Below are 25,769 nucleotides of genomic sequence, written 5' to 3' on the forward strand. Positions count from 1 at the left end.
CGGTGGATGCGGGGTTTATTCGAAAAATACCGGGTCGCTCAGGCCCGGAAGTCGGTCGGCGGCTGGATGCCCCGGACGATGTGGAGCAGCCCGGCGTGGACTTCCTCGGTGCCGGCGAGCACGCCCAGCGACCCGGACCGCCAGGGCTCGCCGGTCAGGTCAGTGACCACGCCGCCGGCTTCGCGGATGAGCAGGACGCCCGCGGCGTTGTCCCACACGTGGGGCGAGAAGGTCACCGTGCCGCCGAAGGATCCGGCCGCGGTGGCGGCGAGGTCGACGCCGACGGAGCCGGAGATGCGGATGGTCGGGTACCTGTCCCCCACCGCCGACAGCAGCGCCTGGCGCCACCCGCGGGGGAAGGTGCCGTCGCGGCGGGCGATGACCGAGCCGAAGGCGATGGACACCGGGCGGCCGGACTTCGGGTCCATGTGGACCTCCCGCCCGTTGACCCGGGTGCCGCCGCCAACCGTCGCCGTGACGCGTCGGCCCAGCAGCGGCATCGACGCCAGCGCGACGATGGGCTCGCCCTTGTGCAGCAGCGACACCAGGATCGCGCACATGGGAAAGCCGGCGGCGTAGTTGGTGGTGCCGTCGATGGGGTCGACGACCCACACGGTGTCCGGAGCCAGCTCTGGGTCGTCGCCAACCCCGTACTCCTCGCCGTGGACGGGGAAGCCCGTAAAGTGCAGGAGCAGCTCGCGCAGGCGCCGCTCGATGGCCAGGTCGATTTCCGTGGCGAAGTCGCCGCGGGCCTTGGTCACCAGCGGGTCGGCGCCGAGGTTGACGGTGAAGAGGTCCTCGACCTCGTCGACCGCCGCCTCCGCCATCGCCAGCAGGGCCCGGGGTTCCAGATCCGCCATGGTCGCGTGACCTTCCTGCGCTCTAGGAGCGCGCGACCGCCAGGGCCTCTTCCAGGGTGAAGCGGCCGGCGTAGAGCGCCTTGCCGATGATCGCCGAATCGACGCCCTCGCCCACCAGGGTCTTGATGGCCTCGACGTCGGCCAGCGAGCTCACTCCGCCGGAGGCGACGATCGGGGCGTCGGTGGCGGCGGCGACGTCGCGCAGCAGCTCCAGGTTCGGGCCGGCCAGGGTGCCGTCCTTGGACACGTCGGTGACCACGAAGCGGGTGCAGCCCTCGGAGTCCAGGCGCTCGAGGACCTCCCACAGGTCGCCGCCGTCGGACACCCAGCCGCGGCCGCGCAGGCGCCATTCGCCCTCGATCTGGCGCACGTCCATGCCGATGGCGACGCGATCGCCGTAGTTGCCGATGATCTCCTTGCACCACTCCGGGTGCTCCAGCGCCGCGGTGCCGATGTTCACGCGGCGGCAGCCGGTGGCCAGCGCCGCCTCGAGCGACTCGGTGTCGCGGATGCCGCCGGACAGCTCCACGTCCACGTCGAGCTTGCCGACGACGTCCTTGAGCAGCTCGTAATTGGAGCCGCGGCCGAACGCCGCGTCGAGGTCGACGAGGTGGATCCACTCCGCGCCGGCGTTCTGCCAGTTCATCGCGGCATCGAGCGGCGCACCGTAATGGGTCTCGGAACCCGCCGCTCCCTGGACCAGGCGGACGGCCTGTCCATCGGCGACGTCAACGGCGGGCAGGAGGGTCAAGGTCATGGCGGTGTATCGCTCCCCGGGGGTCGGTGTTCATGTCTGGGCGTGCTCCTGCGGCCGGCGCGGAGGCGGCCCGAAGTTCCGCTGTGAAGTATAGGCCAGCACCCGGGCGCGGTGACCGGGGCGGCCCCGGAGTCAGCCGAGCGTGTCGGTCCAGTTGCGCAGCAGCGCCAGTCCGGCGTCGCCGGACTTTTCCGGGTGAAACTGGGTGGCCCACAGCGGGCCGTTTTCCACGGCGGCGACGAAACGATCGTTTTCGTGGGTCGACCAGGTCACCAGCGGCGCGGCGATGCGCGAGTCGGAATCGAGTTCCCATCGGCGGGCGGCGTAGGAGTGGACGAAGTAAAAGCGCTCGTCGCCGATGCCTCGGAACATTTCGGTGCCGCCGGGGACGTCGACGGTGTTCCAGCCCATGTGGGGCAGGATCGAGGCCTCAAGGCGCTCGACGGTGCCGGGCCATTCGCCGCAGCCGGGCGTGCCCACGGCGCGGGCGCCGGGGTCGGCTTCATCGGCGTGGATGCCCTCGGCGAACTCGACGCCGCGGTCGAAGAGCACCTGCATGCCCACGCAGATGCCGAACACGGGGCGCCCGCCGGCCAGGCGCGATCCGATGAGGCGGGGGCCCTGCACCCGGTGGAGGCCCTCCATGCAGGCGGCGTAGGCGCCGACGCCGGGGACCAGGAGCCCGTCGGCATTGAGCACGGTGTCCGGGTCGGCGGTGACGACGACGTCGACGCCGGTGGAGGCCACGGCGCGCTCGGCGGAGCGCAGGTTGCCGGAGCCGTAGTCGAGGATTGCGACGGTGGTCATGGGGGAATCATAAAGGGTCGTTTCGCGGCCGTCCCGCACCGCCCCGACGCGCCGCCGCTCTCGTGTGGGCGCGGGACCCTGAGAGATGCTAAGGTTAACGGCAGGTTAACTTCCATTGAACTTCATGCCAATCACCGCTGGTGGGCACGCTGCCGGACCGCGTTGCGACGGACCGTCGCCAAGCATGGGTTCCCAGGAACCACGAGAAAGGGCCCCGATGACCAACCCGCTGCTCAACCGCCAGTTCGAGATCGTCCGCGAGGACATGCACCGCCGCTACGGCGCCCTGCACGCCGCGGACCACATCGACGCCGTGATGGACGACGCGATCGCCGCGCACACCGCCGAGGCGAAGGTGGAGACGTTCCTGCCGGTCATCGTCGAGCGCGTGGTCTCCGAAACCCTGGAAGAGCAGGCCGCGACCTCCGGAGCCACCGACGCCTCCGCGCGCCGCGAGGTCCTCTACGTCTGCGAGCACAATGCGGGCCGTTCCCAGCTGGCCTCCGCGATCACGTCGTGGCTCGTCGGCGACCGGCTCTTCGTCCGCTCCGTCGGCCTCAACCCGACCGGCGGCATCAACCCGACCGTGCTCGAGGTGCTCGCCGAGCGCGGCATCCCGACCGGCCACCTGTACCAGAAGGAGATCGTCGCCCGGACCGTCCACCGCTCCGACGTCGTCGTGCTGATGGGCGTGGACAAGCGCCCCGACGTGCCCGGCGACCGCTACGCCGAGTGGGACATCGCCGACCCCGAGGGCGCGTCCATCGACGAGGTCCGCGCCATCGCCGACGACGTCGAGCGCCACGTCCGCGCGCTGCTCGCCGAGCTGGGATTCGACGAGGCGCTGTCGGCGTAACCGGCTCGCGCGCCGGCCTTAATTGCCGGCGCGCACCTTCAGCGCCGGCGAGCACACCGCGGCGACGACGCCGAGGATGACGAGCAGCCCCAGCGCGACCTGCAGGCCGACGCCGGTGGCGGCGATGCCGATGGCGGGGCTGGTCACCAGGAATCCCAGGCGCATGAGCCAGCCGACGAGCGTGACGCCCGCGCCATCGGACACCCCCGGCAGCCGCGCCGCCGCCGCAAACGCGGAAGGAACCAGCGTCGCGCAGCCGAAACCCGCGAGCGCGAACCCGGCGATGAGCACCACCGGCGCCGACACCGCGCCGCCGAGCAGCACCAGGCCACCGCCGATGGCGATGAGGACGCTGCCGGCGACGGCGACTTCCGACCGGCCGAAGCGGTCGATGAAGGCGTCGCCGAGGAAACGCCCCAGCGTCTGCGACGCCAGGAACACCGAGTAGGCGATGCCGGCCGAGGCCGCCGCCAACCCGGCGAGCTGGTGGGCAGCCAGGCCTCCCCAGTTCTGGCCGAGGTCCTCGACTGCGGTGCCCGCCGTCGCCACCGCGGCCAGCGGCAGCACCGCCACGAACGCCGCGCGCAGCACCGACCACCGCGGCGTCGCCCCTTCGTCGGTGGGGGCGGATGGGTCGGCGGTGGCGTCGTCAAGCCTCTCTTCCGGCAGCGGCGCGGCGCGCTCCCCGACCAGCCACGCGCCGAGCGAGACCATGGCCAGGCAGACGGCCGAGGCGACGGCGACGTGGAGCCCGAAGTCGTTGCCCGCGACGGCCGACCAGGTGGCGATGGCGCCGCCGGACGCCGCCCCGAGGCTCCAGAAGGCGTGCAGGCGCGAGATGATCGACCGCCCCGTCCGGTCCTGGACGCGGGTGCCCGCGACGTTCTGGCCGACGTCGGCGGTGGCGTCGCAGATGCCGAAGCCGAACAGCAGCGCCGCCAGCGCGAGGCCACTGGAAATCTGGCCGATGAGGACCATCAGCACCGCCATGATCAGCGTGCCGCCGACGGCCGCGAACAGGGGCCCGCGCCGCGACACGATGCGCGCCGGCAGCGCCGAGGACACCAGCGATCCCAGCGGCATGGCGGCGACGATGAAGCCGAACTGGAAGTCCGTCAGGCCCCAGTCGTTGACCAGCGTCGGGTACCACGGCAGCAGCGACGCGAAGATCGCGCCGTTGGACGCGAACATCAGGGACGTGCCCAGGAAACCGCGGCTCATGGTGCTCCCCGTCTGCATCGGCTCAGTCCCGCTTGTCCGTGCCGGCAGGCTGGGCGGCTCGCTTGGGCTTGACGACGGCACCGCCCAACTTCCGCAGCGTCGCCCTCGTGTTGTGGTGTTCGGCGACGCGGTGCGCGCCGATGATGTGATCGAGGATCGCCGCGACGAGCCCCACCGACATCAGCGCCGCGGCGGCCGCGAACACCGCCGGGTACGGCTGCAGCGCCATGCCGGCGACCAGGCCCAGGATGAACGAGCCGGAACCGGTGCCGGAATCGAAGGCCATGTTCCAGTAGGCGCTGGCCTCGGCGGTGCGCTCGCGCGGCAGGCGGGCGAACATGAGCAGCAGGGCCTCGTTCTGGACCATGCCGAAGCCCGCGCCGTAGAACGCCGCGGCACCGAGCAGCCACCACGCGGACCAGCCCGCGAAGACGACCACGGACATGAACGCCAGGCCGATGACGCCGGCGGCCAGCGACGCGATGAGCAGCGTGCCGGCCTTGCCCTTGCGGTCGGCCCACACGCCCGCGGCGTAGCGGAACACCATCTGGGAGCCGCCCATCACCGACAGCGCGGCGCCGGCGACGATCGCGCCGGCGACGACGTCGATCTCGCGGGCGGCCGGGGCGAGGAACGCGGAGATGCCGCCGAAGCCCATCGCCGTCGCGCCGATCGCCAGCGCCGGGACGGCGACCAGCTTCCACGTCGGAACGAGCGCCGCCGGGCCCGGTTCACGGGAGGGCAGCTCCTCGCCGGTGGTGTCGGTGGCCCCTGCGGCCTTCCTCTTGCGCCGCCCCGGCTTGGCCGCGGCCTTGAGCTTCGGGATCAGCAGCGCCATGGTCGACCCGACCAGCGAAATGACGCCGCCGAGGACGTAGACCCACTGGTAGGACCCCGTCCAATGGGCGATGGCCAGGCCCAGGGGCAGGCACGTCAACTGTGCGACGCCCACCGCGACGCCGAGCGCGCCGGAGGCCTTGCCCAGGAACTTCACCGGGACCAGCTCGGCGATGAGCGCCGACTCGGCGACGGTGAGAGCGCCGAAGCCCATGCCGCGGATCACGGCGATGCCCAGCACGAGGGCGGCGTCGGTGCCGAAGAGGTGGAGAAACGTCGGCAGGCCCAGCAGCAGGCCGGAGACGAACATCGTCGCCCGGTAGCCGTACTTGCGCAGCATCCGGGGCGTCTGCGTCTGCGTGAGCACCGTCGCCGCCATGAAGACGCCGGTGTACGCGCCGGCCAGGCCGGTGCCGCCGCCATCGTCGAGGATGGCCTGCGGGATCACCGGCAACAGCAGCGACCAGCCGCCGAATGCCGCCAGCACCGCGACCAGGGTGGGGATGAGCCCGGGCGCCTTCCACATGGAGTCCACCCGTTCGGTCAATTCAGCTCATCTCCCCTTCGTCGGCGTCAGATGCTCCGACGCGTCAATTCGTCTGCTTCTTCAGTGCTTTTGCCCCATCACCGGGCCCGTCACAGCGCCGGGCCGATCAGCTCGTCTGGTCCAGCAACCAGACGATCGCGCCGGCCGTCGCCAGGACGGCGAGCAGGCCCAGCACGATCGTGCCGAACTTCGACCCGGCCTGGTACGCCGACCAGGCGCCGCCGACGAGCAGGCCGGCGACGATGAACAGGAAGATCGTCGGCATGTCGGCGGCGCTCACAGTGCGCCCTTCGTCGACGGGATGCCCTTGACGCGCGGGTCCGGCTCGCACGCCGCGCGCAGTGCGCGGGCGACGGCCTTGAACTCGGCCTCGGTGATGTGGTGCGGATCGCGACCGTACAGGCAGCGGACGTGAAGGGCAATCCGGGCGTTGAGCGCGAAGGACTCGAAGAAGTGCTCGTTGATCACCGTGGCGTAGTGGCCGCCGATGACGGCGGTGAGCATCTGGTCGGGCTCGCCGGTGACCACGAAGTACGGGCGGCCCGACACGTCGACGACCGCCTGGGCCAGCGTCTCGTCCATGGGGATGTACGCATCGCCGAAGCGGCGGATGCCGGACTTGTCGCCCAGCGCCTCCGCGAAGGCCTGGCCGAGCACGATGCCGGTGTCCTCGACCGTGTGGTGGGCATCGACGTCGGTGTCGCCGTTGGCGTGGAGCTTGATGTCGAAGCTGCCGTGGGCCGTCAGCGCGGTGAGCATGTGGTCGAAGAACGGCAGGCCGGTGTCGATGTCCGCCTGGCCGGTGCCGTCGAGGTCGACGGTGCACACGATCGACGACTCGCGCGTGGCGCGCTCGACGGTGCCGGTGCGGGCATTCTCGCGGTGGGTGGGATCGGTCATTGTCTACTTCTCCAGATCGGCCGAATTGTCGGCGGCAGTGTTGGCGGCGGGAGCGGTGTCGGCGGTGTCGTGGGCCACGCCGGCGGTGATGACGCCCTCGGCGGCCTCGAGCAGGGCGTCGTTTTCCGTGGGCAGGCCGATGGTCGCGCGCAGGCGCCCGGGCACCCCGACGTCGCGGATCAGTACGCCGCGCTCGAGGAAATCAGCCCATGCGATCGCGGCGTCGTCGAAAAGCCCGAAGAACACGAAATTGGCGTGCGAGTCGATGACGTCATAGCCCAACTCCTCGAGGCGGGCGACGACCCGATCGCGCTCGCCCGCGAGCTTGTCGACGGTCCCCAGCGTCTCCGCGGAGTGGCGCAGGGCCACCGTCGCCGCCGCCTGCGTCAGCGTGGACAGGTGGTACGGCAGGCGCACCAGCATGACGGCGTCGACGAACGCCGGATCCGCCACGAAGTAGCCCAGGCGGCCACCGGCGAAATCGAACGCCTTGCTCATGGTGCGGCTGACCACGATCTTCGCCGGGTACTCGGCGATGAGACCCACCGCGGAGGGCTCGTCGGTGAACTCGGCGTAGGCCTCGTCGACGATGACGATGCCCGGCGCCGCATCGAGGATGGCGCGCAGGTCGTCGATCGGCGTGAGATTGCCGGTGGGGTTGTTCGGCGAGGTGACGAAGATGACGTCCGGCTGCTGCGCCTCGATGGCGGCCAGCGCTGCGTCCATGTCGACGTCGAAGGTGGCCGGGTCGCGCGGGATGGCCAGGAACTCCGTCTGCGTGCCCGCCGACAGGATCGGGTGCATGGAGTAGCTGGGCGTGAAGCCCATGGCCGAGCGGCCCGGGCCACCGAAGGCCTGCAGCAGCTGCTGGAGGATCTCGTTGGAGCCGTTGGCCGCCCACAGGTTCTCCTCGCCGACCGCCACGCCGGTGCGGGCGGTGACGTAGTCGGCCAGCGCGCGGCGCAGCACCACGGCGTCGCGCTCCGGGTAGCGGTTGAGGTCCGAGGCGACCTTGCCGATCTCCCCCACCAGCTCGTCGATGAGCGCATCCGACGGCGGGAACGGGTTCTCGTTGGTGTTCAGCCGGACGTCGACGTCGAGCTGCGGCGCGCCGTAGGCCTCCTCGCCGCGCAGCTCATCGCGCAGCGGCAGATCGGCCAGGGTGATGCCGGTGTCCTTCATCAGTTCTCCTCCCGGATGGACAGGTCCTCGAAGCGGGCCCGGATGGCTTCGCCGTGGGCGGGCAGGCGCTCGGCGTCGGCCAACGCCACCACCGTATCCGCCACGCCCTTAAGCGCGGCCTCGTCGTACTCGACGACGTGGACGGACTTGAGGAACGTGTGCGTGGACAGCCCCGAGGAATGGCGGGCGGTGCCCGACGTCGGCAGCACGTGGTTGGAGCCGGCCGAGTAGTCGCCCAGCGGCACCGGCGAGTAATTGCCCACGAAGATCGCGCCGGCGTTGGTCACGCGATCGGCCAGCGCGGCGGCGTCGGCTGTGTGGACCTCCAGGTGCTCGGCGGCGTAGGCGTCGGCGACCTTGAGGCCGACCTCCATGTCGTCGACGAGCACGATGCCCGACTGCGGGCCCTCCAGCGCCTGCTTGACGCGGTCGGCGTTGAGGGTGACGCCGTAGCGGGCGGCGACCTCGCGGTCGACGGCCTCGGCCAGCTCGGTGGAATCGGTGATGAGCACCGACGCCGCCATGACGTCGTGCTCGGCCTGCGAGATCAGGTCGTAGGCCACGGCCACCGGGTCGGCGGTGGCGTCGGCGAGAATGGCGATCTCCGTGGGGCCGGCCTCGGAGTCGATGCCGACGACCGAGCGGCACAGGCGCTTGGCGGCGGTGACGAAGATGTTGCCCGGGCCGGTGACCATGTCCACCGGCTCCAGGCCCTCCGCCTCGTCGCCGTAGGACAGCAGCGCGACGGCCTGGCCGCCGCCGACCGCCCACACCTCGGTGACGCCGAGCAGCGCGCACGCCGCCAGGATCGTCGGGTGCGGCCACCCGCCGAAGTCCGCCTGCGGCGGCGAGGCGACGACCAGCGAATCGACGCCGGCGGCCAGCGCCGGGATGACGTTCATGAGCACGCTCGACGGGTAGACGGCGTTGCCGCCGGGCACGTACAGGCCCACGCGGCGCACCGGGATCCACTTCTCCCGGACCACGCCGCCGGGCACCACGTCGACGGAGACGTCCGCGGGCTTCTGGGCCTCGTGGAACGTGCGGATGCGCCCGATGGACTCCTCCAGCGCCGCCCGCACATCCGGGTCGAGCTGCTCGAGTGCGCCGGCGATGACGTCGGCCGGCACGACGAGGGAGTCGGGGCGCACCCGGTCGAACTTCTCCGAGTACCGCATCGCGGCCTCGGCGCCGTGGGCGGCGACGTCCTCGACGACGGGGCGCACCGTCGGCAGCATCGAATCGACGTCGGCCTCGCCGCGGGGCAGCGCCCGGCGCAGCTCGGCGGTGGAGGGGACGCGACCGCGCAGGTCAATGGTGGACAGCATCGGGGCGGACGCCACCTTTCGGAAAAGCTCGGGTGCATGCGCGGGGGCATGCTCGGGTGCCTGGTCTTCGGACGGCCTTCATCATAGTTCGCGCCCGCCCGCCTCCCGGGAGCGGGCCGAGGGGCCCCCGCGCCGTGACGTTTCCTCCCCCTAGTCTTTACCGTTCCGTTGCGAAATGGCCGCCCGATCCTGAACAATCGTCCGCATGTCCAGCACCGATAGCAGAGTCCTCGCAGACCTGGCGCGCCGATCGCTCTCCGCCGCGTGGGACGGCGATCCGCGTGCGGCCCGCCTGGTCGCCGCGGAGTTCGCCGCGTCGGGGCATGCGGGCCGCGCGGTGCCGCCGGTGGATCTCGACGAGGAGCTCCACGGCGCCTACCACGGGCTGCGCCGTGCGGTGGCGGAGTCCCTCGGCATGGAGGAGGCCTCCCATACCGCGGCGATGGCGTGGACGGGGTGGGCGATGACCGTGGAAAACGCCGCCCACGAGCTGCGCGCCCGCGCCCGCCTGGCCGTCGACGAGGCCCACCGCTGGCTGCGCTTCGTCGACGACGGGTCCTCGGGCGCCGACGTCTCCGACATCCCCCTGCTGGCCCAGATGGTGCGCGGGCTGCCGGGCCGCGAGGGCGAGCCGAGCCCCGCGACGCAGCCGGCCGACCCGATCCTCGTCGACGCGATGCTGCAGACCGAGGCCGCCGCCGCGATGGTGCGCCGCCCCGACATCGCCGAGCCGCTGGCCAATTGGCTGCGCGACCAGTCCGAGGCCCCGGGCGCGGAGAACCTCTCCGATGCCGTCACCCTCATCGACGCCCGCCGCCTCCACGCCATGGGCGATCTGCCGGCCGCCGCCCGGCTGTGCGCATCGGCCGCGTCGGACCCGGTCGGCGAGCCGGTCACCGCGGCGATCGAATTCCGCCGCGAGCTGGCCCTGTACTCCATCGAGGCGGGCCAGGACGAGACCGCCGCGCGCATGCTCGCCATGGTCGCCGACGATGCGAGGGCCGCCGGGCTCGGGCTCGACCACGTCGCCGCCGTGCGCCTTGCCGCCCCGGTCCTCGACCGCCTGGGCCGCGCCCGCGAGCGCCGGACCATGGCGAAGGAGGCGCTGGCCGCCGCGGCCGGCTACCCCGCCTCGCCCGCGATGGACGAGGTCACCGCCGCCGCGAAGTAGGCGGCGGGTGGGTCGGCGGTGGCCGTCGTCAAGCAGGCGGAGTCGAGCACGGCGCCCACCACCGACGTGCAGCCGCTTTGCGTTCCGCGCGCGCCGCGACCCACAATGGCCGAATGACCTGGTGGGATGAATCCGTTGACGCGTCGGCCCCGATTCCGGCCCGGCGGCCGGTCGCCGAACCGCCCGCCTTGCCGTCGGAATTGCCTGCGCTGGTGGAGTTTTCGCGCGCGTCGGCCCGCAGCCTGGATCACGTTTCCAGCTGGCGGGCGGTGACGGCGTATGCGCGCGATCATTGGCTTGACGACGCCGACGGGGTCCCCGAGGAGCTCATCGGCGAGTTTCACGCGCTGCGCCACGCCGCGGCCGACCAGCTGGAATTGTCCGACGAGGCGGAGGAAGCCCGCCGCGAGTGGCTCGACTGGGCGATCCGCACGGACCGGCCCGCCGCCGCGTTCCACGCCCGGTCCTTCGGGGCCTTCGCCGAGGCGGAGAAGTTCATCGACTCCCGCCCCGCCGGCGGGCGCCCGACCGACGCGCAGGTGCCGGAGCTGACCTCGCTGACCCGCGACATCCTCGACCTTCGGCCCAACGGCGCGGAGGCATACCAATACGCGCTGTCGGCGGCGGTGGCCGGGGCGTCGGCGTCGCTGGCCCGCCGCCCCGACCTCGCCGAAGCCCTGTCGCGGTGGTCGGCGGAGTACGCCCCGCCGCGCACCGGCGACGACGACCGACGCCTGCTGCAGGCGCAGGTCGCCCACGGCCGCGGCGATCTGGTGGCGTCGGCGACGATGTGCTCCGCGGTGGCCGAGTCGCCGGCATCCGAACCTGTGACCAGCACCATCGAGGCGCGCCAGATGCTGTCGCACCTCTCGCTGGAGGCCGAGGAGCCGGCCGAGGCCATGCGCCAGCTGGCGCCGGTCGTGGAGGTCGGGCTGGACTACGACCTGGTCGTGGGCACGCTGCGGTCGTGCCGGCTGCTCTCCGCCCTGCTCAACTCCGACGGCGAGTTCGCGCGGGCGGCGGAACTGGCGCAGGCCGCGCTCGACGCGGCAACGGGCATGCCGGTCAACGCCCTGGTCATGGACCTGCGGCTGATCCTCGCGCGCTCGCTGCTCGACTCCGGCGACGACGAGGCGGCCCTGTCCCATGCGGTGCCGGTGGCCCAGTGGTCGTCGCTGACCAGTGACGAGGAGCGCACCGACGCGGCGTTTTCCATCGCGGCCACCGCCGCGGGGCGCTCCGGCGATGCGGGCCGCGCGGCGGACCTGCTCATCGAGCACGCCGAGCACCTGCACCGGCTGGGCGATGGCGAGGGCGCGTCGCGCGCGCTGCGCCAGGCCGCCCGCAGCGCCGTCCACGCCGACCCCGAGCGCGCCGAGGACCTCATGGTCGACGCCCGCGACCTCATCTCCGACGGCTGGGCCATCGCCGACTGGCACGACGACCTCGCCTACGTCTACTGGGCGTCGTCGCGCGAGGACCTGGCGCTGGGCCACGTCGACACCGCCGCGGCGGGCTACCTCGAGGCCGGCGACGGCGAGGAGGCCGCCCGCGCGCTGCTCACCGGAGTGCGCTGTTGCCTCGACCGCGACGACGAGCCGGGGGCCCGCCGCTACGCCGGGCGCATCGACGAGCTGCTGCCCGGTGAGTCCTGGGCCGGCCACCCCGTCCGCGAGGCCCTGGCCGCGCTGCTGGGCTGAGCGGCTCCCTGAACTGCGCGGCCGTCCAATGGGTGGATCGCGGGGTTGGCAGAACATGCCCGGTAGGATCGACGCCCATGCGCTCCCCTTCCGAACTCCTCGACGCCGCCTCCGACCTCGCCGCCGACGGGTGCCTGTGGGCGGCCGCCGATTCGCTGATGGCCGGTTTCGCGGACCTCGGCGACGCCGCCGATGCCCCGGAGGTCGATTCGCTGGGGCGCCCGATCCGCGCGTCGTCGCCGAAGCTGATGGACCGCGCCGCCGATTACATGGATCTGCTCGACAGCATCGAGGCCGATGATCCCGATGCCATCGCCGCCGAGGTCGCCGCCGCAACTCCCCCTCGCCACATGCGCTGGGCCCAGTGGCATGCGCTGGGCGGCCAGGCCGAGATCCGCCGCGGGCACCCGGGCCGAGCCGTCGATCACCTCGAACTCGCGGCCGGGCTGTTCGGCTCCGACGGCATGGTCGCTCAGGAGATCCCGCTGCTGGCGCAGATCGCCATGTGCCAGCTCGAGTGCGACGATCTCCCCCGCGCCGAGGACGCCCTCAACCGCGCCCTGGCCGCCCGCGCCCGCAAGCCGGAGGACGCCGCCCGCTTCGGGCAGCTTCTCGACGACGTCTCCGCCGCCATCGGCGCCCGCCTCTAACGCGAGGCACTGGCCGGGGCTCTAACGGCTCCTCCCCCGGCTAGAAGTCCAGCCCCAGGTCGAGCACCCCGGACGAGTGCGTCAGCGCGCCGACTGCTAGGAAGTCGACGCCGCAGGAGGCGTACTCGCGCGCCACGTCGAGCGTCAGCCCGCCGGAGGATTCCAACTGCGTGGCCGGCGAGACCTGCGCGCGGCGCTGCACGGCGATCTGCGTCTGCCACACCTCGAAGTTGTCCAGCATGACCAGCTCGGGCTTCATCTCCAGCACCTGGTCCAGCTGCGTGAGGTCGTCGACCTCGATCTCGCACTTGAGCTCCGGGTAGGCGTGGCGCACGCGCTCGAGGGCGCGGACGACGCCACCGGCTGCGGCGACGTGGTTGTCCTTGATCAGGGCCTCATCACCCAGGCCATTGCGGTGGTTGACGCCGCCGCCGCAGGTCACGGCGTACTTCTGCAGGTTGCGCAGACCCGGGATGGTCTTGCGCGAGTCGCGGATGCGCGCGCCGGTGCCGTCGACGGCGTCGACCCAGCGGCGGGTGGCCGTGGCAATGCCCGACGCATGCGTGACGATGTTCAACAGCGTCCTCTCCGCCGTCAACAGCCCGCGCGTCGGCGCCTCGATCTCGGCGACGACGGTCCCCGGGGCCACGCGCCCACCGTCGGCAACGCGAATGTCCACCTCGAATTCGTCGGCGATGACCTCCTCGAGCGTCCACCGGATCGCGTCGCCGGCGGCGATGACGCCATCGACGCGCGAGGTCACCGTCGCCCGCGACCGCTGCGCCGCACCGACGGTGGCCAGCGACGTCACGTCGGGCCCGTAGCGCAGGTCCTCCTGCAGGGCGGTGCGGATGAGACCGCGGGTGATCTGTTCGTCCAGCATGGTCGTGGGCTCCTCGGGGTCGGTCGGTGTCGGTCGGTGCAGGTCGGGGTCAGTCGGTGTCGGGTGCGGGGTGCTGCGGGGGTTGCTTTACGACGTCGCCGTCGTCATTCGTCCAGCCTCGTATGGCAGCCCAGCGTGGTGGTCCGGGCGGCCGCGGCGGCGACGATGGCGCGTGCGACGGCGACTTCGGCGGAGTCGGGCAGCGCCGACAGTGCGTGGGCGGCCCGCGCGAGGGATTCGGCGGTGCGGCCCACCCCGGCGCCGTCGGTCATGGCCCGCTGCAGGCGATCGAGGTCGCGGGGCCACGGGCGCGGGCGGATGCGCCGGCGCCGGACGTCGGACGGGCCATCGCCGCCGAGCTCCCCGGAATCGATGGCCGCCCGCACCGATTCCGCGGCGGCGCGGCCGACGACGAGGCCCTCCAACAGGGAATTCGACGCCAGGCGATTGGCGCCGTGGAGACCGGTGCGGGCGCACTCCCCGGCGGCGTAGAGCCCGGGCACCCGGGTGCGGCCGGCCACGTCGGTGGCGATGCCGCCGCAGGAATAGTGCACGGCCGGCGCCACCGGCAACAGGTCCTTCGCCGGATCCAATCCCGCGGTGGCGACGCCCGCGGTGACCGTCGGAAAGCGATCCCTCACGCCGGGGATGTGCCGGGCATCGAGATAGACGCACTCCTCGCCGAGCTCGCGCAGGCGCGTGGCCACGGCGCGCGAGACGATGTCGCGCGGGGCCAGGTCACCGCGCGGGTCGACGCCGGCGGTGACGGATTCGTCGCGGGAATCGACCAGTCGCGCGCCCTCGCCGCGCACCGCCTCCGAGATGAGGGGGCGGCGGCCGCGGCGCTCGCGGTCAAACAGGACGGTCGGGTGGAACTGGATGAACTCCATGTCGGCCAGCTCCGCACCCGCGTCGAGCGCCAGGCACTGGCCCTGGCCGAGCATGCCCTCGGGCGCGGTGGTCGCGCGGTACAGGTGGCCCACGCCGCCGGTGGCGATGAGCGTCGCCGACGCCAGCACCGCCCCCAGGCCGCGGGGATCGCGGATCAGGGCGCCATGGGCGCGGCCGTCATCGACGATGATCTCCTCGGCCACCGCGTTCTGCAGCACGCGCACGCCCGCCGCCGACGCCTCCAGGGCTCGCTGGATCTCCGCACCGGTCGCATCGCCGCCGGCGTGGATGATGCGGCGATTGCCGTGGCCGCCCTCGCGGGTGCGCGAATACTCGCCGGCATCGGCGGGGTGGGTTTTGGCGTCGAAGCGGGCACCCAGCGAAATCAGCCACTCCGTGGCCTCCGCGCCGGCGCCGATGATGGCGCGCACGGCGTCCTCGTCGCAGTGCCCGGCACCGGCGTCGAGGGTGTCGGCGACGTGGGCCTCGACGGAATCCGGGCCATCTGGGCCATCGGATCCCCCCGGGCCCTCCGGCCCCTGGGGTGCATCGGACAGGCCGATGACGGCCAGGCCGCCCTGCGCCAGGTTCGTCGCCGCGGTCTCGAACCGAAGATGGCTGCGGGCGCCGGCCGACCAATGGCCCTTGTCCACCAGCAGCACGTCCAGGCCCAGCTCACGGCCGCGGCGCACCGCGGACAACCCCGCGACGCCACCGCCGATCACCAGCAGATCGCACTGCGCCGACCAATCGAAACCGGCGACCGGGCCACTGTGCCGGCCCACGCTGCGACCAGTCCCCCGGCCGGACCCCGCGGCCACGACCTACTCGCCGCCGCCCGGGTTGCCGATGGCGATCATGCGCTCGACGGAGGCACGCGCCTTCTCGGCGACGTCGGCGGGCACGGTGACCTCGTCGGCGCCCTCGGCGAGGCTGCGCAGCAGCGCCGCCGGGGTGATCATCTTCATGTAGACGCACGAGGCGCGATCGTTGATGGCCTCGAACTCCACGTCCGGCGCGGCCTTGCGCAGCTGGTGCAGCATGCCGACCTCGGTGGCGACGAGCACCTTACGGTCCTCGCGCTTCTCCGCCCGCTGCGCCTCGCGCTGCGCGGACGCCAGCATCTCGCCGGTCGACAGCATGTGCACGCGCTCCGGCTCGATCGTGCCCTCGCCGGCCAGGTAAATGGCCGAGTTCGCGCAGCCGCACTCCGGGTGGATGTACAGCTCCGCGTCGGGGTTCTCCTCCGCCCGGCGCGCCAGCTCATCGCCGTTGATGTTGGCGTGGACGTGGCACTCGCCGGCCCAGATGCGGATGTTGTCGCGGCCGGTCTCGCGCTTGACGTGCGCGCCGAGGAACTGGTCCGGGTTGAACAGGATCTCCTTGTCCTCCGGCAGCGAGCGGATGACGTCGACGGCGTTGGACGAGGTGCAGCACACGTCGGTCTCGCCCTTCACGTCGGCGGTGGTGTTGACGTAGCTGACCACCAGGGCACCCGGGTGCTCGGCCTTCCACTCGCGCAGCTCCTCGGCGGAGATGGAATCGGCCAGGGAGCAGCCGGCACGCTCGTCGGGGATGAGCACCGTCTTGTCGGGGCTGAGGATCTTCGCGGTCTCCGCCATGAAGTGGACGCCGCAGAACACGATGACCTCCGCCTCGGTCTCGGCGGCCACGCGCGACAGGCCCAGGGAGTCGCCGACGTAATCGGCGATGTCCTGGATCTCGGGCAGCTGGTAGTTGTGCGCCAGGATGACCGCGTTGCGTTCCTTGGCCAGGCGGCGGACCTCGTCCGCCCATTCCTGCGTGGCCTCGACGCCGGCGTAGCCGCCCTCGCCGTCGACGATGGACGCCGCCAATGCGGACTCGAGGGGCTGGAGGTTCGCGCTGTCCTGCGCGGGCGCATGGGTGGTCACATCGGCTCCTTGGCTGGGGAGGATCTTCTTGCCGCCGATATTAGCCCGTGGGCCGGACCGCCCCCGCATCGCCGTTCGGTCCGGGCTCCGCACCCAACCCGGTGTCCGACCCCGCGCCAGACTCGGTGCCGGGCTCGTCGCCCGGCTCGGCTCCCGGCGCGAGGAAGAGAAGGCACCAATACGCCAGCATCGCCGCGAACGGCGCAACCAGCAGCGCCACGGGCACGTCGAACGCGGGCAGAACGTCGATCGCCGTTCCCGGCTCCACCGCGTCGAGGTCGGGCTGGCGCACCCCGGCGATCATGTTGCCCACGACCAGCTGCACGCCGGCCATGGCCAGCGCGGCCACTCCCGCCCACGCTTCCATGGCGATGCCCCGCGCCACCGGGTACCGCTTGTGCGCGAAGGACCCCAGCGCCAGGCCGAGCACCAGCGCGATGCCCGTGAACCACAGCAGCGCGGAGAACGTGGCGTCGAGGCCTTCCCGCCCCACGGCCAGGCGCCCGCCTTCGAGGAACGTGACCTGCTGCGCCGGGCGGACCATGGCCCACGTGATGCCGCCGAGGACGCCGCCGGCCAGTGCGGTGAGCAGCACCGCCGACGCGTCGCCGACGAAGCGGGGCGGGCGGCGGGTGTGCGGCACGGCCATCGCGGGGGTTGTCGGATCCATGGGGGCGAATCTACCCCGCCGCCCGGATCGGCCCGGCGACGGCGCACGGCACCCATTCTCGAACACTGTTCAAGCTCTCGGATATCGTGGGCCCATGACCGACGACAACACCGCCCGCTCGCACCTCGCGGACCTGGCGGACCTGACCCGGGCGCGCACCGCCGCCGGGCTGCACCGGGTGCTCGCGCCACGGCCGCCCGGGCCGCCGGCGCTGCTCGATCTGGCCTCCAACGACTATCTGGGTCTGCACGACCACCCGGCCGTCATCGCCGCCGCCACCGCGGCCCTGCGCGATTACGGCCTCGGCTCGACGGGGTCGCGCCTGGTCACCGGCGCCACCGAGATCCACGACGAACTCGAGTCCGCGTTGGCCGCGTTCATGGGCTTCGGCTGCGCGCTCACGGCATCGTCGGGATACATGGCCAACCTCGCCGCGGTGACGGCCCTGGCCGGGCGCGGCGACCTCATCGTCTCCGACGGCGGGTCGCACGCCTCGCTCATCGACGCCTGCAGGCTCTCCCGCGCCCGCGTCGTGGTCACCCCGCTCGGCGACGTCGACGCGATCGCCCGGGTGCTGGCGACCCGCTCCGAAAAGAATGCGCTGGTGATCTCCGACGCGGTGTACTCCACCTCCGGCGCCGTCGCCGACGTGCGCACCCTCTACGCCACGGCCCGTGCCCATCGCGCCGCGCTGCTCGTCGACGAGGCCCACGGCCTGGGCGTCGTCGGTCCCGGCGGGCGGGGCGCAGTGGCTGCCGCGGGCTTGTCCGGCGCCCCGGATCTGGTGGCCACGGTGACCCTGTCGAAGTCCCTCGGCGCCCAGGGCGGCACGATCCTCGGCCCTCCCGAGCTGCGCGCGCATCTCATCGACACCGCCCGCCCCATCATTTTCGACACCGCCTTGGCCCCGCCTGCCGCGGCGGGCGCGCTCGCGGCATTGCGATTGCTTGACGACGACCCCTCGCTCCCCCATTCCGTCCTCTCCCACGCGGCGGCCATCGCGGACGCATGGGGCGTGGACGCACCGGGGTCGGCCGTCGTGCCGGTCATCCTCGGGGAACCCGACCGGGCGGTCGCCGCCCGCGACAATCTCCGGGCGCGCGGCGTTCTGGTCGGGGTGTTCCGCCCGCCGAGCGTCCCGCCGGGCGGCTCGCGGCTGCGCATCACGGCGCGGGCGAACCTCACGCCGGAGCAGCTGCACATGGCCGCTCCCCGCCACGGCGACGTCCCTGGCCACTGCTCCGAATAGCCGGCACCGGCCCCAGATAGAAGGAGGCGCCGCCGACACCTTGATCGGTGTCGGCGGCGCCATTGAACTGCCGCGGATCAGTGCTCGTCGTAATGGTCACCATGGACGGCATGGCGGTGGCCATCGTGGAGGTAGTCGACGTGGTCGCCGTGCGGGATGGCCACGTGGCCGCAGCCTTCACCGTGGACATGGTCGCCGTGATCCTCGGCGACGACGTGCTCGGCGGGGTCGCACTCGACCCACTCGCCGTCGACCTTGCGGTGGACGTGACCGTCGTGGGCGTAATCGACGTGGTCGCCGTGCGCGAAGGACACGTGGCCGCAGCCCTCGCCGTGTTCGTGGTCGTGATTGTCGTGGACGTGCTTCTCGGTGCTCATGATCCGCCTTCCGGATGCCGTCCCCGGGTCCCGGCGACCCGGGGGCACGCCCCGGATATCCGATTCGAATATCCGGACTATGCCATGCCCAGGGTACGCCTATTTCCGGCATGAACTCGGCCGAGCAGCCGCGCGCTGACGAGACACGGCCTCCGCGGCCGCCACGCCAGGCGCGACCGTCACGCCAGCTGCATCAGTTGCGCTGGATGTACGCGACGTGGGTCTCGGTGAACTCCAGCAGACCGTGCTTGCCGTCGGCGCCGCCGATGCCCGATTCGCGGCGGCCGGCGTGGAAGCCCTGCATCGCCTCGAAGTGCTCGCGGTTGACGAAGGTCTCGCCGTACTGCAGCCCCTCGACCGCCTTGAGCGCCTGGTTGAGGTCGTCGGTGAACACCGAGCTGGTCAGGCCGAAGCGCGACGCGTTGGCGATCTCCAGTGCCTCGTCGAGGTCCTTGACCCGCACCACGGGCAGCACCGGGCCGAAGATCTCCTCCTTCGCGATCTCCATGTCCGCGGTGACGCCGTCGAGGATCGTCGGCTCGTAGAACCAGCCGTCGCCCTTGCCCTCGGCGCGCTTGCCGCCGCTGACCACCGTGGCACCGGCGTCGCAGGCCCGCGACACCATGTCGGCGACGTCGTCGAGCGCGGATTCGCTGATCAGCGGGCCCATGTCGAGCTCCTCGACCTGCGAGGTATCGCCGAACTTGGTGCCGTCGAAAAGCTCCTTGAGCTTGGCCACCAGCTCGTCGTGGACGGAATCCTCGACCAGCACGACCTCGGCGCAGTTGCACACCTGGCCGGTGTTGATCACGCGGGAATCCCAGATGGCCTTCGCCGCGAGATCGAGGTCGGCCGAGGCCAGGACGATCGCCGGAGCCTTGCCGCCGAGCTCCAGGTTGACGCGCGTCAGGGTCGGCGCGGCCTTCTCCATGATCCGCTTGCCGACGCCCACGGAGCCGGTCATCGAGATCATGCCCACGTCCGGGTTGGTGCTCAACTCTTCGCCGACCACGCGGCCGCGGCCGCTGACCAGGTTGAACACGCCGGCCGGCACGCCCGCCTCATCGACGAGCTTGGCGAACTCAAGGGCGTTGACCGGAGTCTCCGACGACGGGTTGATGACGATCGTGTTGCCCGTCAGCAGCGCCGGCGCCATCTTGCGGGCGATGAGGAAGAACGGGAAGTTCCACGGCAGAATGCCGCCGACGACGCCGATGGGGCGGCGGGTGAGCAGGATCATCTCGCCGGCACGGTCCGAGGGGATGACCTCGCCCTCGATGCGGCGGGCCCACTCGGCCATGTAATCGAGGTAGTCGGCGGTGAAGTTGGCCTCGACCGTCGCCAAGCCGCGCGTCTTGCCCTGCTCGACGACGAGCATGTCCGCGAAGTCCTCGGCGCGCTCGCGCAACAGCGAGGCGATCTTGCGCAGGTACCCGGCGCGCTCGATGTTGGTCAGCGCGGCCCACTCCGGCTGGGCGGCCTTCGCCGCGGCGATCGCGGCGGCGGTCTCCTCCTCCGAGGCCGCGGGGACTTCGGCGATCACCGCGCCCGTGGAGGGGTTGAGCACCTCCATGGAGTCGGCGGAGTCGACGAACTTTCCATCGACGTAGTTGCGGTGTGGTCCGGGGAAGGTGGTCGGTGCGGACATGCTGTCTCCTCGCGTAGGTAGCGGCGAGAGCCCCCGCCGCTGCGGACGATGTGAGCGCTATCCTACGCGCGGATCAGCAGGAATTCACCGACGATCGAGCATCGCGGAGTCCAGCTCGCCGTGCCGCGAGCACCGCGCCGACCATCCGTCGGGCCGGACCTGGACCACCATCCGGCGGCCGCACAGCCGGCAATATCGGGGCGCCTCCAGCCCGGCGCGGGCAGAGTAGCTGAGCGGGCGCCGCTCCCCCTCCGCCAGGTGGGCGCCGGTGAACGGGTCATACTCCGGCGGGTCGCCCAGCAGCGTCGCGCGGAGCAGTTCCTTCGAGTCCGGGTTCGCGCCCCGGCGCGCGGCGGTGGCGGCCATGGCTACACCGTCGCGTTGAGGGCCTTGATGGGCAGGCGGATCTTGCCCAGCATGTCCAGGTCCTGCTCGGCCGGGCGGCCCAGGGTGGTCAGGTAGTTGCCCACGATGACGGCGTTGATGCCGCCGAGCAGGCCCTGCTCCGCGCCGAGGTCGCCGAGGGTAAGCTCGCGGCCGCCGGCGAAGCGCAGGATGGTCTTGGGCAGCGCCAGACGGAAGGCGCCGATGGCGCGCAGCGCGTCCTTGGCGGGCAGCGGCTCGCGGCCCTCGAACGGCGTGCCGGGGCGCGGGTCGAGGAAGTTCATTGGCACCTCGGTCGGGTTGAGGGACGCCAGGTCCTGGGCGAACTCGGCGCGCTGCTCCAGGGTCTCGCCCATGCCGAGGATGCCGCCGCAGCAGACCTCCATGCCGGCCTCGGCGACCATGCGCAGGGTCTCGGCGCGGTCCTCCCAGGAGTGGGTGGTCACGACGTTCGGGAAGTGCGAGCGCGCGGTTTCCAGGTTGTGGTTGTAGCGGTGCACGCCGGCCTTGGCCAGGCGGTCGACCTGGTCCTGGGTCAAGATGCCCACCGACGCCGCGACGTTGATGTCGACTTCCTCCTGGATGACCTGCACGGCCTTTTCCAGCTGCGACAGCAGGTTCTCGTCCGGTCCCTTGACCGCGGCGACGATGCAGAACTCGGTGGCACCGGTCTTCTGCGTCTGCTTGGCGGCGTCGACCAGCGCCGGGATGTCCAGCCAGGCGTTGCGCACGGGCGACTGGAACAGCCCCGACTGCGAGCAGAAGTGGCAGTCCTCGGGGCAGCCGCCGGTCTTCAGCGAGATGATGCCCTCGACCTCGACCTCTTCGCCGCACCACTTCAGGCGCACCTCGTGGGCGAGTGCGAGCAGTTCGTCGATCTTGTCGTCGTCAAGCTGGAGCACGGCGAGGGTTTCCGCGTGGTCGAGCCCCTCCCCCCGTTCGAGCACCTTCTCGCGTGCGATCTCGAGGACGTCGGCGGGCGACACGGCGGTCATGGGTTCTCCTGGCTGTAGGCGGGGCGCGGCCGACGGCGGCGAAAGGGCGGCGTCCGGCGGTCGCGAACATCGACTTGAACGATGTTCGGCAACGAATGTACCCCGCGCCCCGAACACCGTTCAAGACGGCTCGCCGGGCCGCCCACCCCCCTGTTTCCGATAACGTGGATCCCGTGCAGCTCACCAAGGACATCATCATGGACGCGGCGATGGGCATCCTCGATGAATACGGTCTCCAGGACCTGACCATCCGCCGCCTGGCCCGCCACCTCGACGCGGCGGCCGGCGCGATGTACTGGCATTTCCCCTCGAAGCAGGCGCTGCTCGGCGCCGTCGCCGACCGCCTGCTCGCGCCGTTGTCCGAGCTCGAGCCCACCGGCGACTGGCGCGCGGACGCGACGGCCTTCGCCGGGTCGCTGCACGCGTGCCTGACCTCGCACCGCGATGGCGCCGAGGTCGTGTCCGCGGGCCTGGCCACCGATACGGTCACGGTCCGGCCCGCGTCGATCCTCGCGCCTTTGCTTGACGACGCCCCCGTCGGCGGCGAATTGGCCTCCGACGCGGCGGCGACGCTCGTCTATTTCATTCTGGGCGCCACCGTCGACGAGCAGACGGCGGAGCAATTGGCGAAGGTGGCGGAAGCCGGCTCCGGTTCCGGTTCCGGCGCAGGCTCAGACTCGGGCTCGGGCTCCGACGACAAATCGGAGAGCGACGGCGCGACGACGAACGCCGCCCGCGAGGGCAAAGCCTCTCACGAGCGGCGCATCCGCCACGGCGTCGAGCTCATCGTCGCGGGCATTGCAGCGGGCGGAGCGGCGGGCGGCGAGACGGGCGGAGCCTGAGCAGCGACCCCTCACCCCGCATCGCACGCGGCGTCCACCGCATTCACCGCGTTCGCAACACCCGCACGACGGTGGTGCGGATCTACAGGGCGCACACCGGGGTCGCGGCGCTCCGGCCCTCGGCCTGCGGGCTGGTGATGAAGGTGCACGGCTGGTAACCGCGCTCCTCGATCACCTCGGCCACCATGGCCCAGTCCGCGTCCGACAGCGCCGGGGTGCGGCTGAGCACGAAACCGGAACGGCGGGCGGGGTCGCCGACGATCGCCAGCGAGTAGTCGTCGGCGAGATAGGTGACGCGGTAGTTGGTCGGCCCATCCGGGTTCTGGCCGGGGATGTCGTTGAACGCCACGCGCAGAGACGCGTTGGTCTCCGGATCGGTGACGCGGGCCTGGCCCTCGACCACGGAGGTGCCGCCGAAGACGTCGCCGCACGAGTTGCGCACCGACAGCGTCGAGTCGTCGACGACGGCGTACTCGGCGGTGGTGTCGTTGATGCACTGGAGGTTGAACACCTGCGGGATCGCGGCGACCTGGTACCACTTTCCGGCGTAGCGCTCGGGGTCGACCGAATCGACCTGGGTGAGCTCCGGGCCGAAGGAGCTGCCGGCGGAGATGGACTCGCCGATGGAGGAGATGGAGCCGCTGGCGCCGATGACGGCGTCGGCGACCGGGCCGAGCTGCTCGGAGGACCCCTGGGCGGAGGCGGTCTGCGCGCCGAGCGCGCCGGTCGTCGCCACCGTGGCGATCAGCAGTGCCGCAGTGCGGCGCGTGAAGGTATGCGAGATGGTCATGATGGCCCCTTTCGGCCTTCGCGGCGCCGGGTTAACGCCTTTCAACGACAATTCCACAGGCATTTTCATTCGTCTACGCACATCACACCCGGCCCAACCCCGTGGAATCCGGCCCGCCCGGTATGGTTATCCGCATGACAAACGCGAACATCGACGGCGATTACCAGGTCTGGCCCGGAGACCCCTACCCCCTGGGATCCACGTACGACGGCGCCGGCACCAACTTCGCCCTGTTTTCCGATATCGCGGAAAAGGTCGAGCTGTGCCTGATCAGCGCGGAGGGCGAGGAGACCCGCATCCCGCTCGAAGAGGTCGACGCCCACATCTGGCACTGCTACCTGCCCGGCATCATGCCCGGCCAGCGCTACGCGTACCGCGTCCACGGTCCCTACGACCCCGCCAACGGCCACCGCTGCGACCCCAGCAAGCTGCTGGTCGACCCGTACGCCAAGGCGTTCGACGGCGACTTCGACGGCGACAAGTCCCTGTTCAGCTATGACCTGGACGACCCGACGAAGCGCAACACCGACGACAGCCTCGGCCACACCATGACCTCGGTCGTCATCAACCCCTTCTTCGACTGGGCCACCGACCGCCAGCCGAAGCACCCCTACTCCGAGACCGTCATCTACGAGGCCCACGTCAAGGGCATGACCATGACGCACCCGGACGTGCCGGAGTCCCTGCGCGGCACCTACGCCGGCCTGGCGCACCCGTCGATCATCAACTACCTCAAGGACCTCGGCGTCACCGCCATCGAGCTGATGCCGGTCCACCAGTTCCTGCAGGACGATCGCCTCCGCGACCTGGGCATGCGCAACTACTGGGGCTACAACACCTTCGGCTTCCTCGCCCCGCACCAGGACTACGCGGCGTCGTCGAAGCCGGGTGGCGCGGTGTCCGAGTTCAAGGGCATGGTCCGCGCGTTCCACGATGCCGACATCGAGGTCATCCTCGACGTGGTCTACAACCACACGGCCGAGGGCAACCACATGGGCCCGACCATCTGCTTCCGCGGCATCGACAACGCGGCGTACTACCGCCTCGTCGAGAACGACAAGCAGCACTACATGGACTACACGGGCACGGGCAACAGCCTCAACGTCCGCCACCCGCATTCGCTGCAGCTGATCATGGATTCGCTGCGCTACTGGGTCTCCGAGATGCACGTCGACGGTTTCCGCTTCGACCTCGCCTCCACCCTGGCCCGCGAGTTCCACGACGTCGACCGCCTGTCCGCGTTCTTCGACCTGGTCCAGCAGGATCCGATCGTCTCGCAGGTCAAGCTCATCGCCGAGCCGTGGGACGTCGGCGAGGGCGGCTACCAGGTGGGCAACTTCCCGCCGCAGTGGACCGAGTGGAACGGCAAGTACCGCGACACCATCCGCGATTACTGGCGCGGCGAGCCGTCGACGCTGGGCGAGTTCGCCTCGCGCATCACCGGCTCCTCCGACCTGTACGCCAACAACGACCGCCGCCCTACCGCGTCGATCAACTTCGTCACCGCCCACGACGGCTTCACCCTCAACGACCTGGTCAGCTACAACCACAAGCACAACATGGCCAACGGCGAGGACAACCGGGACGGCGAGAGCCACAACCGGTCGTGGAACTGCGGCGTGGAGGGCTACACGGACGACGAGACGATCCTGCGCCTGCGCGCGCAGCAGCGCCGCAACTTCCTGACCACCCTCCTGCTGTCGCTGGGCACCCCGATGATCAGCCACGGCGACGAGATGGGCCGCAGCCAGAAGGGCAACAACAACGTCTACTGCCAGGACAACCAGCTGTCCTGGATCGACTGGAACCAGGTGCGCACCAACTCGGAGCTGGTGGACTTCACCCGCTTCCTGCTCGAGCTGCGCGCCGAGCACCCGGTGTTCCGCCGCCGGCGCTTCCTCAAGGGCGGCCCGCTGGGCGCGGAGACCGACGACCGCGACATCGCCTGGCTGACCCACGAGGGCCGGGTCATGTCGCAGGACGACTGGGACTTCGACTTCGGCAAGTCCCTGATGGTGTGGCTCAACGGCAATGCCATCACCGAGCCCGACGCCCGCGGCCACCGCATCGAGGACGACAGCTTCATGCTGTGCTTCAACGCCCACCACGAGGACCTGACGTTCCAGATCCCGGGCTCCGAGTACGCCGCCCAGTGGGAGGTGCTCATCGACACCACGGAGCTGACGGGCCAGCCGACCCACGAGCGCCTTGTCGAGCCCGAGGGCGAACTGCGGGTGCCGGCCCGCTCGACGATCGTGCTCGTCGAAAAGCACTAGCCGGCCACCGGCTCCGGGGACCTGCCCCGGACACG

25 protein-coding genes are annotated in these 25,769 nt (G+C 71.4%); 7 read left to right on the forward strand and 18 right to left on the reverse strand.

The features are described 5' to 3' along the window. Nucleotides 1-38 precede the first annotated feature (38 nt). From ACFWGD_RS03210 to hisH, 3 genes are all read right to left on the reverse strand, one after another. Complete coding sequence (locus ACFWGD_RS03210; protein ID WP_377777095.1) at nucleotides 39-860, reverse strand: inositol monophosphatase family protein; 822 nt, start codon at nucleotides 858-860, stop codon at nucleotides 39-41. A 22-nt stretch (nucleotides 861-882) separates the two neighbouring features. Beyond that, the gene (gene priA, locus ACFWGD_RS03215; RefSeq protein WP_377777096.1) at nucleotides 883-1,617 is read right to left on the reverse strand and encodes a bifunctional 1-(5-phosphoribosyl)-5-((5-phosphoribosylamino)methylideneamino)imidazole-4-carboxamide isomerase/phosphoribosylanthranilate isomerase PriA; all 735 of its coding nucleotides are present in this window, start codon (nucleotides 1,615-1,617) and stop codon (nucleotides 883-885) included. A gap of 132 nt (nucleotides 1,618-1,749) precedes the next feature. Then, entirely contained in the window at nucleotides 1,750-2,424 is a 675-nt protein-coding gene (gene hisH, locus ACFWGD_RS03220; RefSeq protein ID WP_377777097.1) for an imidazole glycerol phosphate synthase subunit HisH, read from the reverse strand. Nucleotides 2,425-2,641: 217 nt separating this feature from the next. Here hisH and ACFWGD_RS03225 point away from each other — a divergent pair, with 217 nt between their 5' ends. Next, the gene (locus tag ACFWGD_RS03225; protein WP_377777099.1) at nucleotides 2,642-3,280 is read left to right on the forward strand and encodes a low molecular weight phosphatase family protein; all 639 of its coding nucleotides are present in this window, start codon (nucleotides 2,642-2,644) and stop codon (nucleotides 3,278-3,280) included. An 18-nt stretch (nucleotides 3,281-3,298) separates the two neighbouring features. Here ACFWGD_RS03225 and ACFWGD_RS03230 read toward each other — a convergent pair whose 3' ends face one another. The 6 genes from ACFWGD_RS03230 to hisD all read right to left on the reverse strand — a co-directional run bounded on the left by ACFWGD_RS03230 (nucleotide 3,299) and on the right by hisD (nucleotide 9,295). Then, a complete protein-coding gene (locus ACFWGD_RS03230) occupies nucleotides 3,299-4,501 on the reverse strand; it encodes an MFS transporter (RefSeq protein WP_377777100.1) in 1,203 nt (400 codons plus the stop codon). 22 nt (nucleotides 4,502-4,523) lie between these two features. Beyond that, complete coding sequence (locus tag ACFWGD_RS03235) at nucleotides 4,524-5,864, reverse strand: MFS transporter (RefSeq protein WP_377777474.1); 1,341 nt, start codon at nucleotides 5,862-5,864, stop codon at nucleotides 4,524-4,526. A 127-nt stretch (nucleotides 5,865-5,991) separates the two neighbouring features. Then, a complete protein-coding gene (locus ACFWGD_RS03240; RefSeq protein WP_377777101.1) occupies nucleotides 5,992-6,165 on the reverse strand; it encodes a hypothetical protein in 174 nt (57 codons plus the stop codon). Further along, on the reverse strand, nucleotides 6,162-6,785 hold the full coding sequence (gene hisB, locus ACFWGD_RS03245) for an imidazoleglycerol-phosphate dehydratase HisB (protein ID WP_377777102.1): 624 nt from the start codon (nucleotides 6,783-6,785) through the stop codon (nucleotides 6,162-6,164). Before hisB ends, ACFWGD_RS03240 begins: the two co-directional genes overlap by 4 nt. Before the next feature lie 3 nt (nucleotides 6,786-6,788). Beyond that, on the reverse strand, nucleotides 6,789-7,967 hold the full coding sequence (locus ACFWGD_RS03250; protein WP_377777103.1) for a histidinol-phosphate transaminase: 1,179 nt from the start codon (nucleotides 7,965-7,967) through the stop codon (nucleotides 6,789-6,791). Then, complete coding sequence (hisD, locus tag ACFWGD_RS03255) at nucleotides 7,967-9,295, reverse strand: histidinol dehydrogenase (RefSeq protein ID WP_377777104.1); 1,329 nt, start codon at nucleotides 9,293-9,295, stop codon at nucleotides 7,967-7,969. The genes ACFWGD_RS03250 and hisD overlap by 1 nt, the downstream gene beginning before the upstream one ends. Nucleotides 9,296-9,500: 205 nt before the next feature. Here hisD and ACFWGD_RS03260 point away from each other — a divergent pair, with 205 nt between their 5' ends. From ACFWGD_RS03260 to ACFWGD_RS03270, 3 genes are all read left to right on the forward strand, one after another. Then, entirely contained in the window at nucleotides 9,501-10,466 is a 966-nt protein-coding gene (locus ACFWGD_RS03260) for a hypothetical protein (protein ID WP_377777105.1), read from the forward strand. 113 nt (nucleotides 10,467-10,579) lie between these two features. After that, on the forward strand, nucleotides 10,580-12,166 hold the full coding sequence (locus ACFWGD_RS03265; protein ID WP_377777106.1) for a hypothetical protein: 1,587 nt from the start codon (nucleotides 10,580-10,582) through the stop codon (nucleotides 12,164-12,166). 77 nt (nucleotides 12,167-12,243) lie between these two features. Next, complete coding sequence (locus ACFWGD_RS03270) at nucleotides 12,244-12,816, forward strand: hypothetical protein (protein WP_377777107.1); 573 nt, start codon at nucleotides 12,244-12,246, stop codon at nucleotides 12,814-12,816. A gap of 40 nt (nucleotides 12,817-12,856) precedes the next feature. Here ACFWGD_RS03270 and nadC read toward each other — a convergent pair whose 3' ends face one another. From nadC to ACFWGD_RS03290, 4 genes are all read right to left on the reverse strand, one after another. Then, complete coding sequence (nadC, locus tag ACFWGD_RS03275) at nucleotides 12,857-13,699, reverse strand: carboxylating nicotinate-nucleotide diphosphorylase (protein ID WP_377777108.1); 843 nt, start codon at nucleotides 13,697-13,699, stop codon at nucleotides 12,857-12,859. Nucleotides 13,700-13,803: 104 nt separating this feature from the next. Beyond that, the gene (locus ACFWGD_RS03280) at nucleotides 13,804-15,375 is read right to left on the reverse strand and encodes an L-aspartate oxidase (RefSeq protein ID WP_377777109.1); all 1,572 of its coding nucleotides are present in this window, start codon (nucleotides 15,373-15,375) and stop codon (nucleotides 13,804-13,806) included. Nucleotides 15,376-15,414: 39 nt separating this feature from the next. Then, nucleotides 15,415-16,503 carry a quinolinate synthase NadA gene (nadA, locus tag ACFWGD_RS03285; protein ID WP_377777110.1) on the reverse strand — a complete coding sequence of 363 codons (1,089 nt, stop codon included), beginning with the start codon at nucleotides 16,501-16,503 and terminating at the stop codon, nucleotides 15,415-15,417. A gap of 40 nt (nucleotides 16,504-16,543) precedes the next feature. Then, nucleotides 16,544-17,173, reverse strand: a complete 630-nt coding sequence (locus tag ACFWGD_RS03290; RefSeq protein ID WP_377777111.1) for a hypothetical protein — start codon at nucleotides 17,171-17,173, stop codon at nucleotides 16,544-16,546. A 94-nt stretch (nucleotides 17,174-17,267) separates the two neighbouring features. Between ACFWGD_RS03290 and ACFWGD_RS03295 the strand changes: the two genes are divergently transcribed. Beyond that, the gene (locus ACFWGD_RS03295) at nucleotides 17,268-18,422 is read left to right on the forward strand and encodes an 8-amino-7-oxononanoate synthase (protein WP_377777112.1); all 1,155 of its coding nucleotides are present in this window, start codon (nucleotides 17,268-17,270) and stop codon (nucleotides 18,420-18,422) included. 77 nt (nucleotides 18,423-18,499) lie between these two features. Here ACFWGD_RS03295 and ACFWGD_RS03300 read toward each other — a convergent pair whose 3' ends face one another. The 4 genes from ACFWGD_RS03300 to bioB form a co-directional block, all read right to left on the reverse strand. Beyond that, the gene (locus ACFWGD_RS03300) at nucleotides 18,500-18,799 is read right to left on the reverse strand and encodes a hypothetical protein (RefSeq protein WP_377777113.1); all 300 of its coding nucleotides are present in this window, start codon (nucleotides 18,797-18,799) and stop codon (nucleotides 18,500-18,502) included. Between the two features lie 193 nt (nucleotides 18,800-18,992). Next, entirely contained in the window at nucleotides 18,993-20,447 is a 1,455-nt protein-coding gene (aldA, locus tag ACFWGD_RS03305) for an aldehyde dehydrogenase (protein WP_377777114.1), read from the reverse strand. A gap of 84 nt (nucleotides 20,448-20,531) precedes the next feature. Further along, on the reverse strand, nucleotides 20,532-20,813 hold the full coding sequence (locus tag ACFWGD_RS03310; protein WP_377777115.1) for a hypothetical protein: 282 nt from the start codon (nucleotides 20,811-20,813) through the stop codon (nucleotides 20,532-20,534). Nucleotides 20,814-20,815: 2 nt separating this feature from the next. Continuing rightward, nucleotides 20,816-21,826, reverse strand: coding sequence for a biotin synthase BioB (gene bioB, locus ACFWGD_RS03315; RefSeq protein ID WP_377777116.1), 1,011 nt, complete (start codon nucleotides 21,824-21,826; stop codon nucleotides 20,816-20,818). A 173-nt stretch (nucleotides 21,827-21,999) separates the two neighbouring features. Between bioB and ACFWGD_RS03320 the strand changes: the two genes are divergently transcribed. Continuing rightward, a complete protein-coding gene (locus ACFWGD_RS03320; RefSeq protein ID WP_377777118.1) occupies nucleotides 22,000-22,668 on the forward strand; it encodes a TetR family transcriptional regulator in 669 nt (222 codons plus the stop codon). An 82-nt stretch (nucleotides 22,669-22,750) separates the two neighbouring features. On the opposite strand, the gene ACFWGD_RS03325 is transcribed toward ACFWGD_RS03320, so the two are convergent. Next, a complete protein-coding gene (locus ACFWGD_RS03325) occupies nucleotides 22,751-23,458 on the reverse strand; it encodes a lipocalin family protein (RefSeq protein WP_377777119.1) in 708 nt (235 codons plus the stop codon). Nucleotides 23,459-23,592: 134 nt separating this feature from the next. Between ACFWGD_RS03325 and glgX the strand changes: the two genes are divergently transcribed. Then, nucleotides 23,593-25,734, forward strand: coding sequence for a glycogen debranching protein GlgX (gene glgX, locus ACFWGD_RS03330; RefSeq protein ID WP_377777120.1), 2,142 nt, complete (start codon nucleotides 23,593-23,595; stop codon nucleotides 25,732-25,734). Nucleotides 25,735-25,769 lie beyond the last annotated feature (35 nt).

It is taken from the genome of Corynebacterium sp. NPDC060344 (assembly GCF_042725215.1).
GTDB lineage: Bacteria > Actinomycetota > Actinomycetes > Mycobacteriales > Mycobacteriaceae > Corynebacterium.

Coding starts and splice junctions, on each gene's coding strand:
- hisH (WP_377777097.1), bottom strand. CDS start 2,424: ATGACCACCGTCGCAATCCTCGACTACGGCTCCGGCAACCTGCGCTCC.
- ACFWGD_RS03265 (WP_377777106.1), top strand. CDS start 10,580: ATGACCTGGTGGGATGAATCCGTTGACGCGTCGGCCCCGATTCCGGCC.
- hisB (WP_377777102.1), bottom strand. CDS start 6,785: ATGACCGATCCCACCCACCGCGAGAATGCCCGCACCGGCACCGTCGAG.
- aldA (WP_377777114.1), bottom strand. CDS start 20,447: ATGTCCGCACCGACCACCTTCCCCGGACCACACCGCAACTACGTCGAT.
- hisD (WP_377777104.1), bottom strand. CDS start 9,295: ATGCTGTCCACCATTGACCTGCGCGGTCGCGTCCCCTCCACCGCCGAG.
- ACFWGD_RS03290 (WP_377777111.1), bottom strand. CDS start 17,173: ATGGATCCGACAACCCCCGCGATGGCCGTGCCGCACACCCGCCGCCCG.
- ACFWGD_RS03325 (WP_377777119.1), bottom strand. CDS start 23,458: ATGACCATCTCGCATACCTTCACGCGCCGCACTGCGGCACTGCTGATC.
- ACFWGD_RS03225 (WP_377777099.1), top strand. CDS start 2,642: ATGACCAACCCGCTGCTCAACCGCCAGTTCGAGATCGTCCGCGAGGAC.
- ACFWGD_RS03295 (WP_377777112.1), top strand. CDS start 17,268: ATGACCGACGACAACACCGCCCGCTCGCACCTCGCGGACCTGGCGGAC.
- priA (WP_377777096.1), bottom strand. CDS start 1,617: ATGACCTTGACCCTCCTGCCCGCCGTTGACGTCGCCGATGGACAGGCC.
- ACFWGD_RS03310 (WP_377777115.1), bottom strand. CDS start 20,813: ATGGCCGCCACCGCCGCGCGCCGGGGCGCGAACCCGGACTCGAAGGAA.
- ACFWGD_RS03250 (WP_377777103.1), bottom strand. CDS start 7,967: ATGAAGGACACCGGCATCACCCTGGCCGATCTGCCGCTGCGCGATGAG.
- ACFWGD_RS03230 (WP_377777100.1), bottom strand. CDS start 4,501: ATGAGCCGCGGTTTCCTGGGCACGTCCCTGATGTTCGCGTCCAACGGC.
- ACFWGD_RS03210 (WP_377777095.1), bottom strand. CDS start 860: ATGGCGGATCTGGAACCCCGGGCCCTGCTGGCGATGGCGGAGGCGGCG.
- ACFWGD_RS03300 (WP_377777113.1), bottom strand. CDS start 18,799: ATGAGCACCGAGAAGCACGTCCACGACAATCACGACCACGAACACGGC.
- glgX (WP_377777120.1), top strand. CDS start 23,593: ATGACAAACGCGAACATCGACGGCGATTACCAGGTCTGGCCCGGAGAC.
- bioB (WP_377777116.1), bottom strand. CDS start 21,826: ATGACCGCCGTGTCGCCCGCCGACGTCCTCGAGATCGCACGCGAGAAG.
- ACFWGD_RS03270 (WP_377777107.1), top strand. CDS start 12,244: ATGCGCTCCCCTTCCGAACTCCTCGACGCCGCCTCCGACCTCGCCGCC.
- ACFWGD_RS03235 (WP_377777474.1), bottom strand. CDS start 5,864: ATGTGGAAGGCGCCCGGGCTCATCCCCACCCTGGTCGCGGTGCTGGCG.
- nadC (WP_377777108.1), bottom strand. CDS start 13,699: ATGCTGGACGAACAGATCACCCGCGGTCTCATCCGCACCGCCCTGCAG.
- ACFWGD_RS03260 (WP_377777105.1), top strand. CDS start 9,501: ATGTCCAGCACCGATAGCAGAGTCCTCGCAGACCTGGCGCGCCGATCG.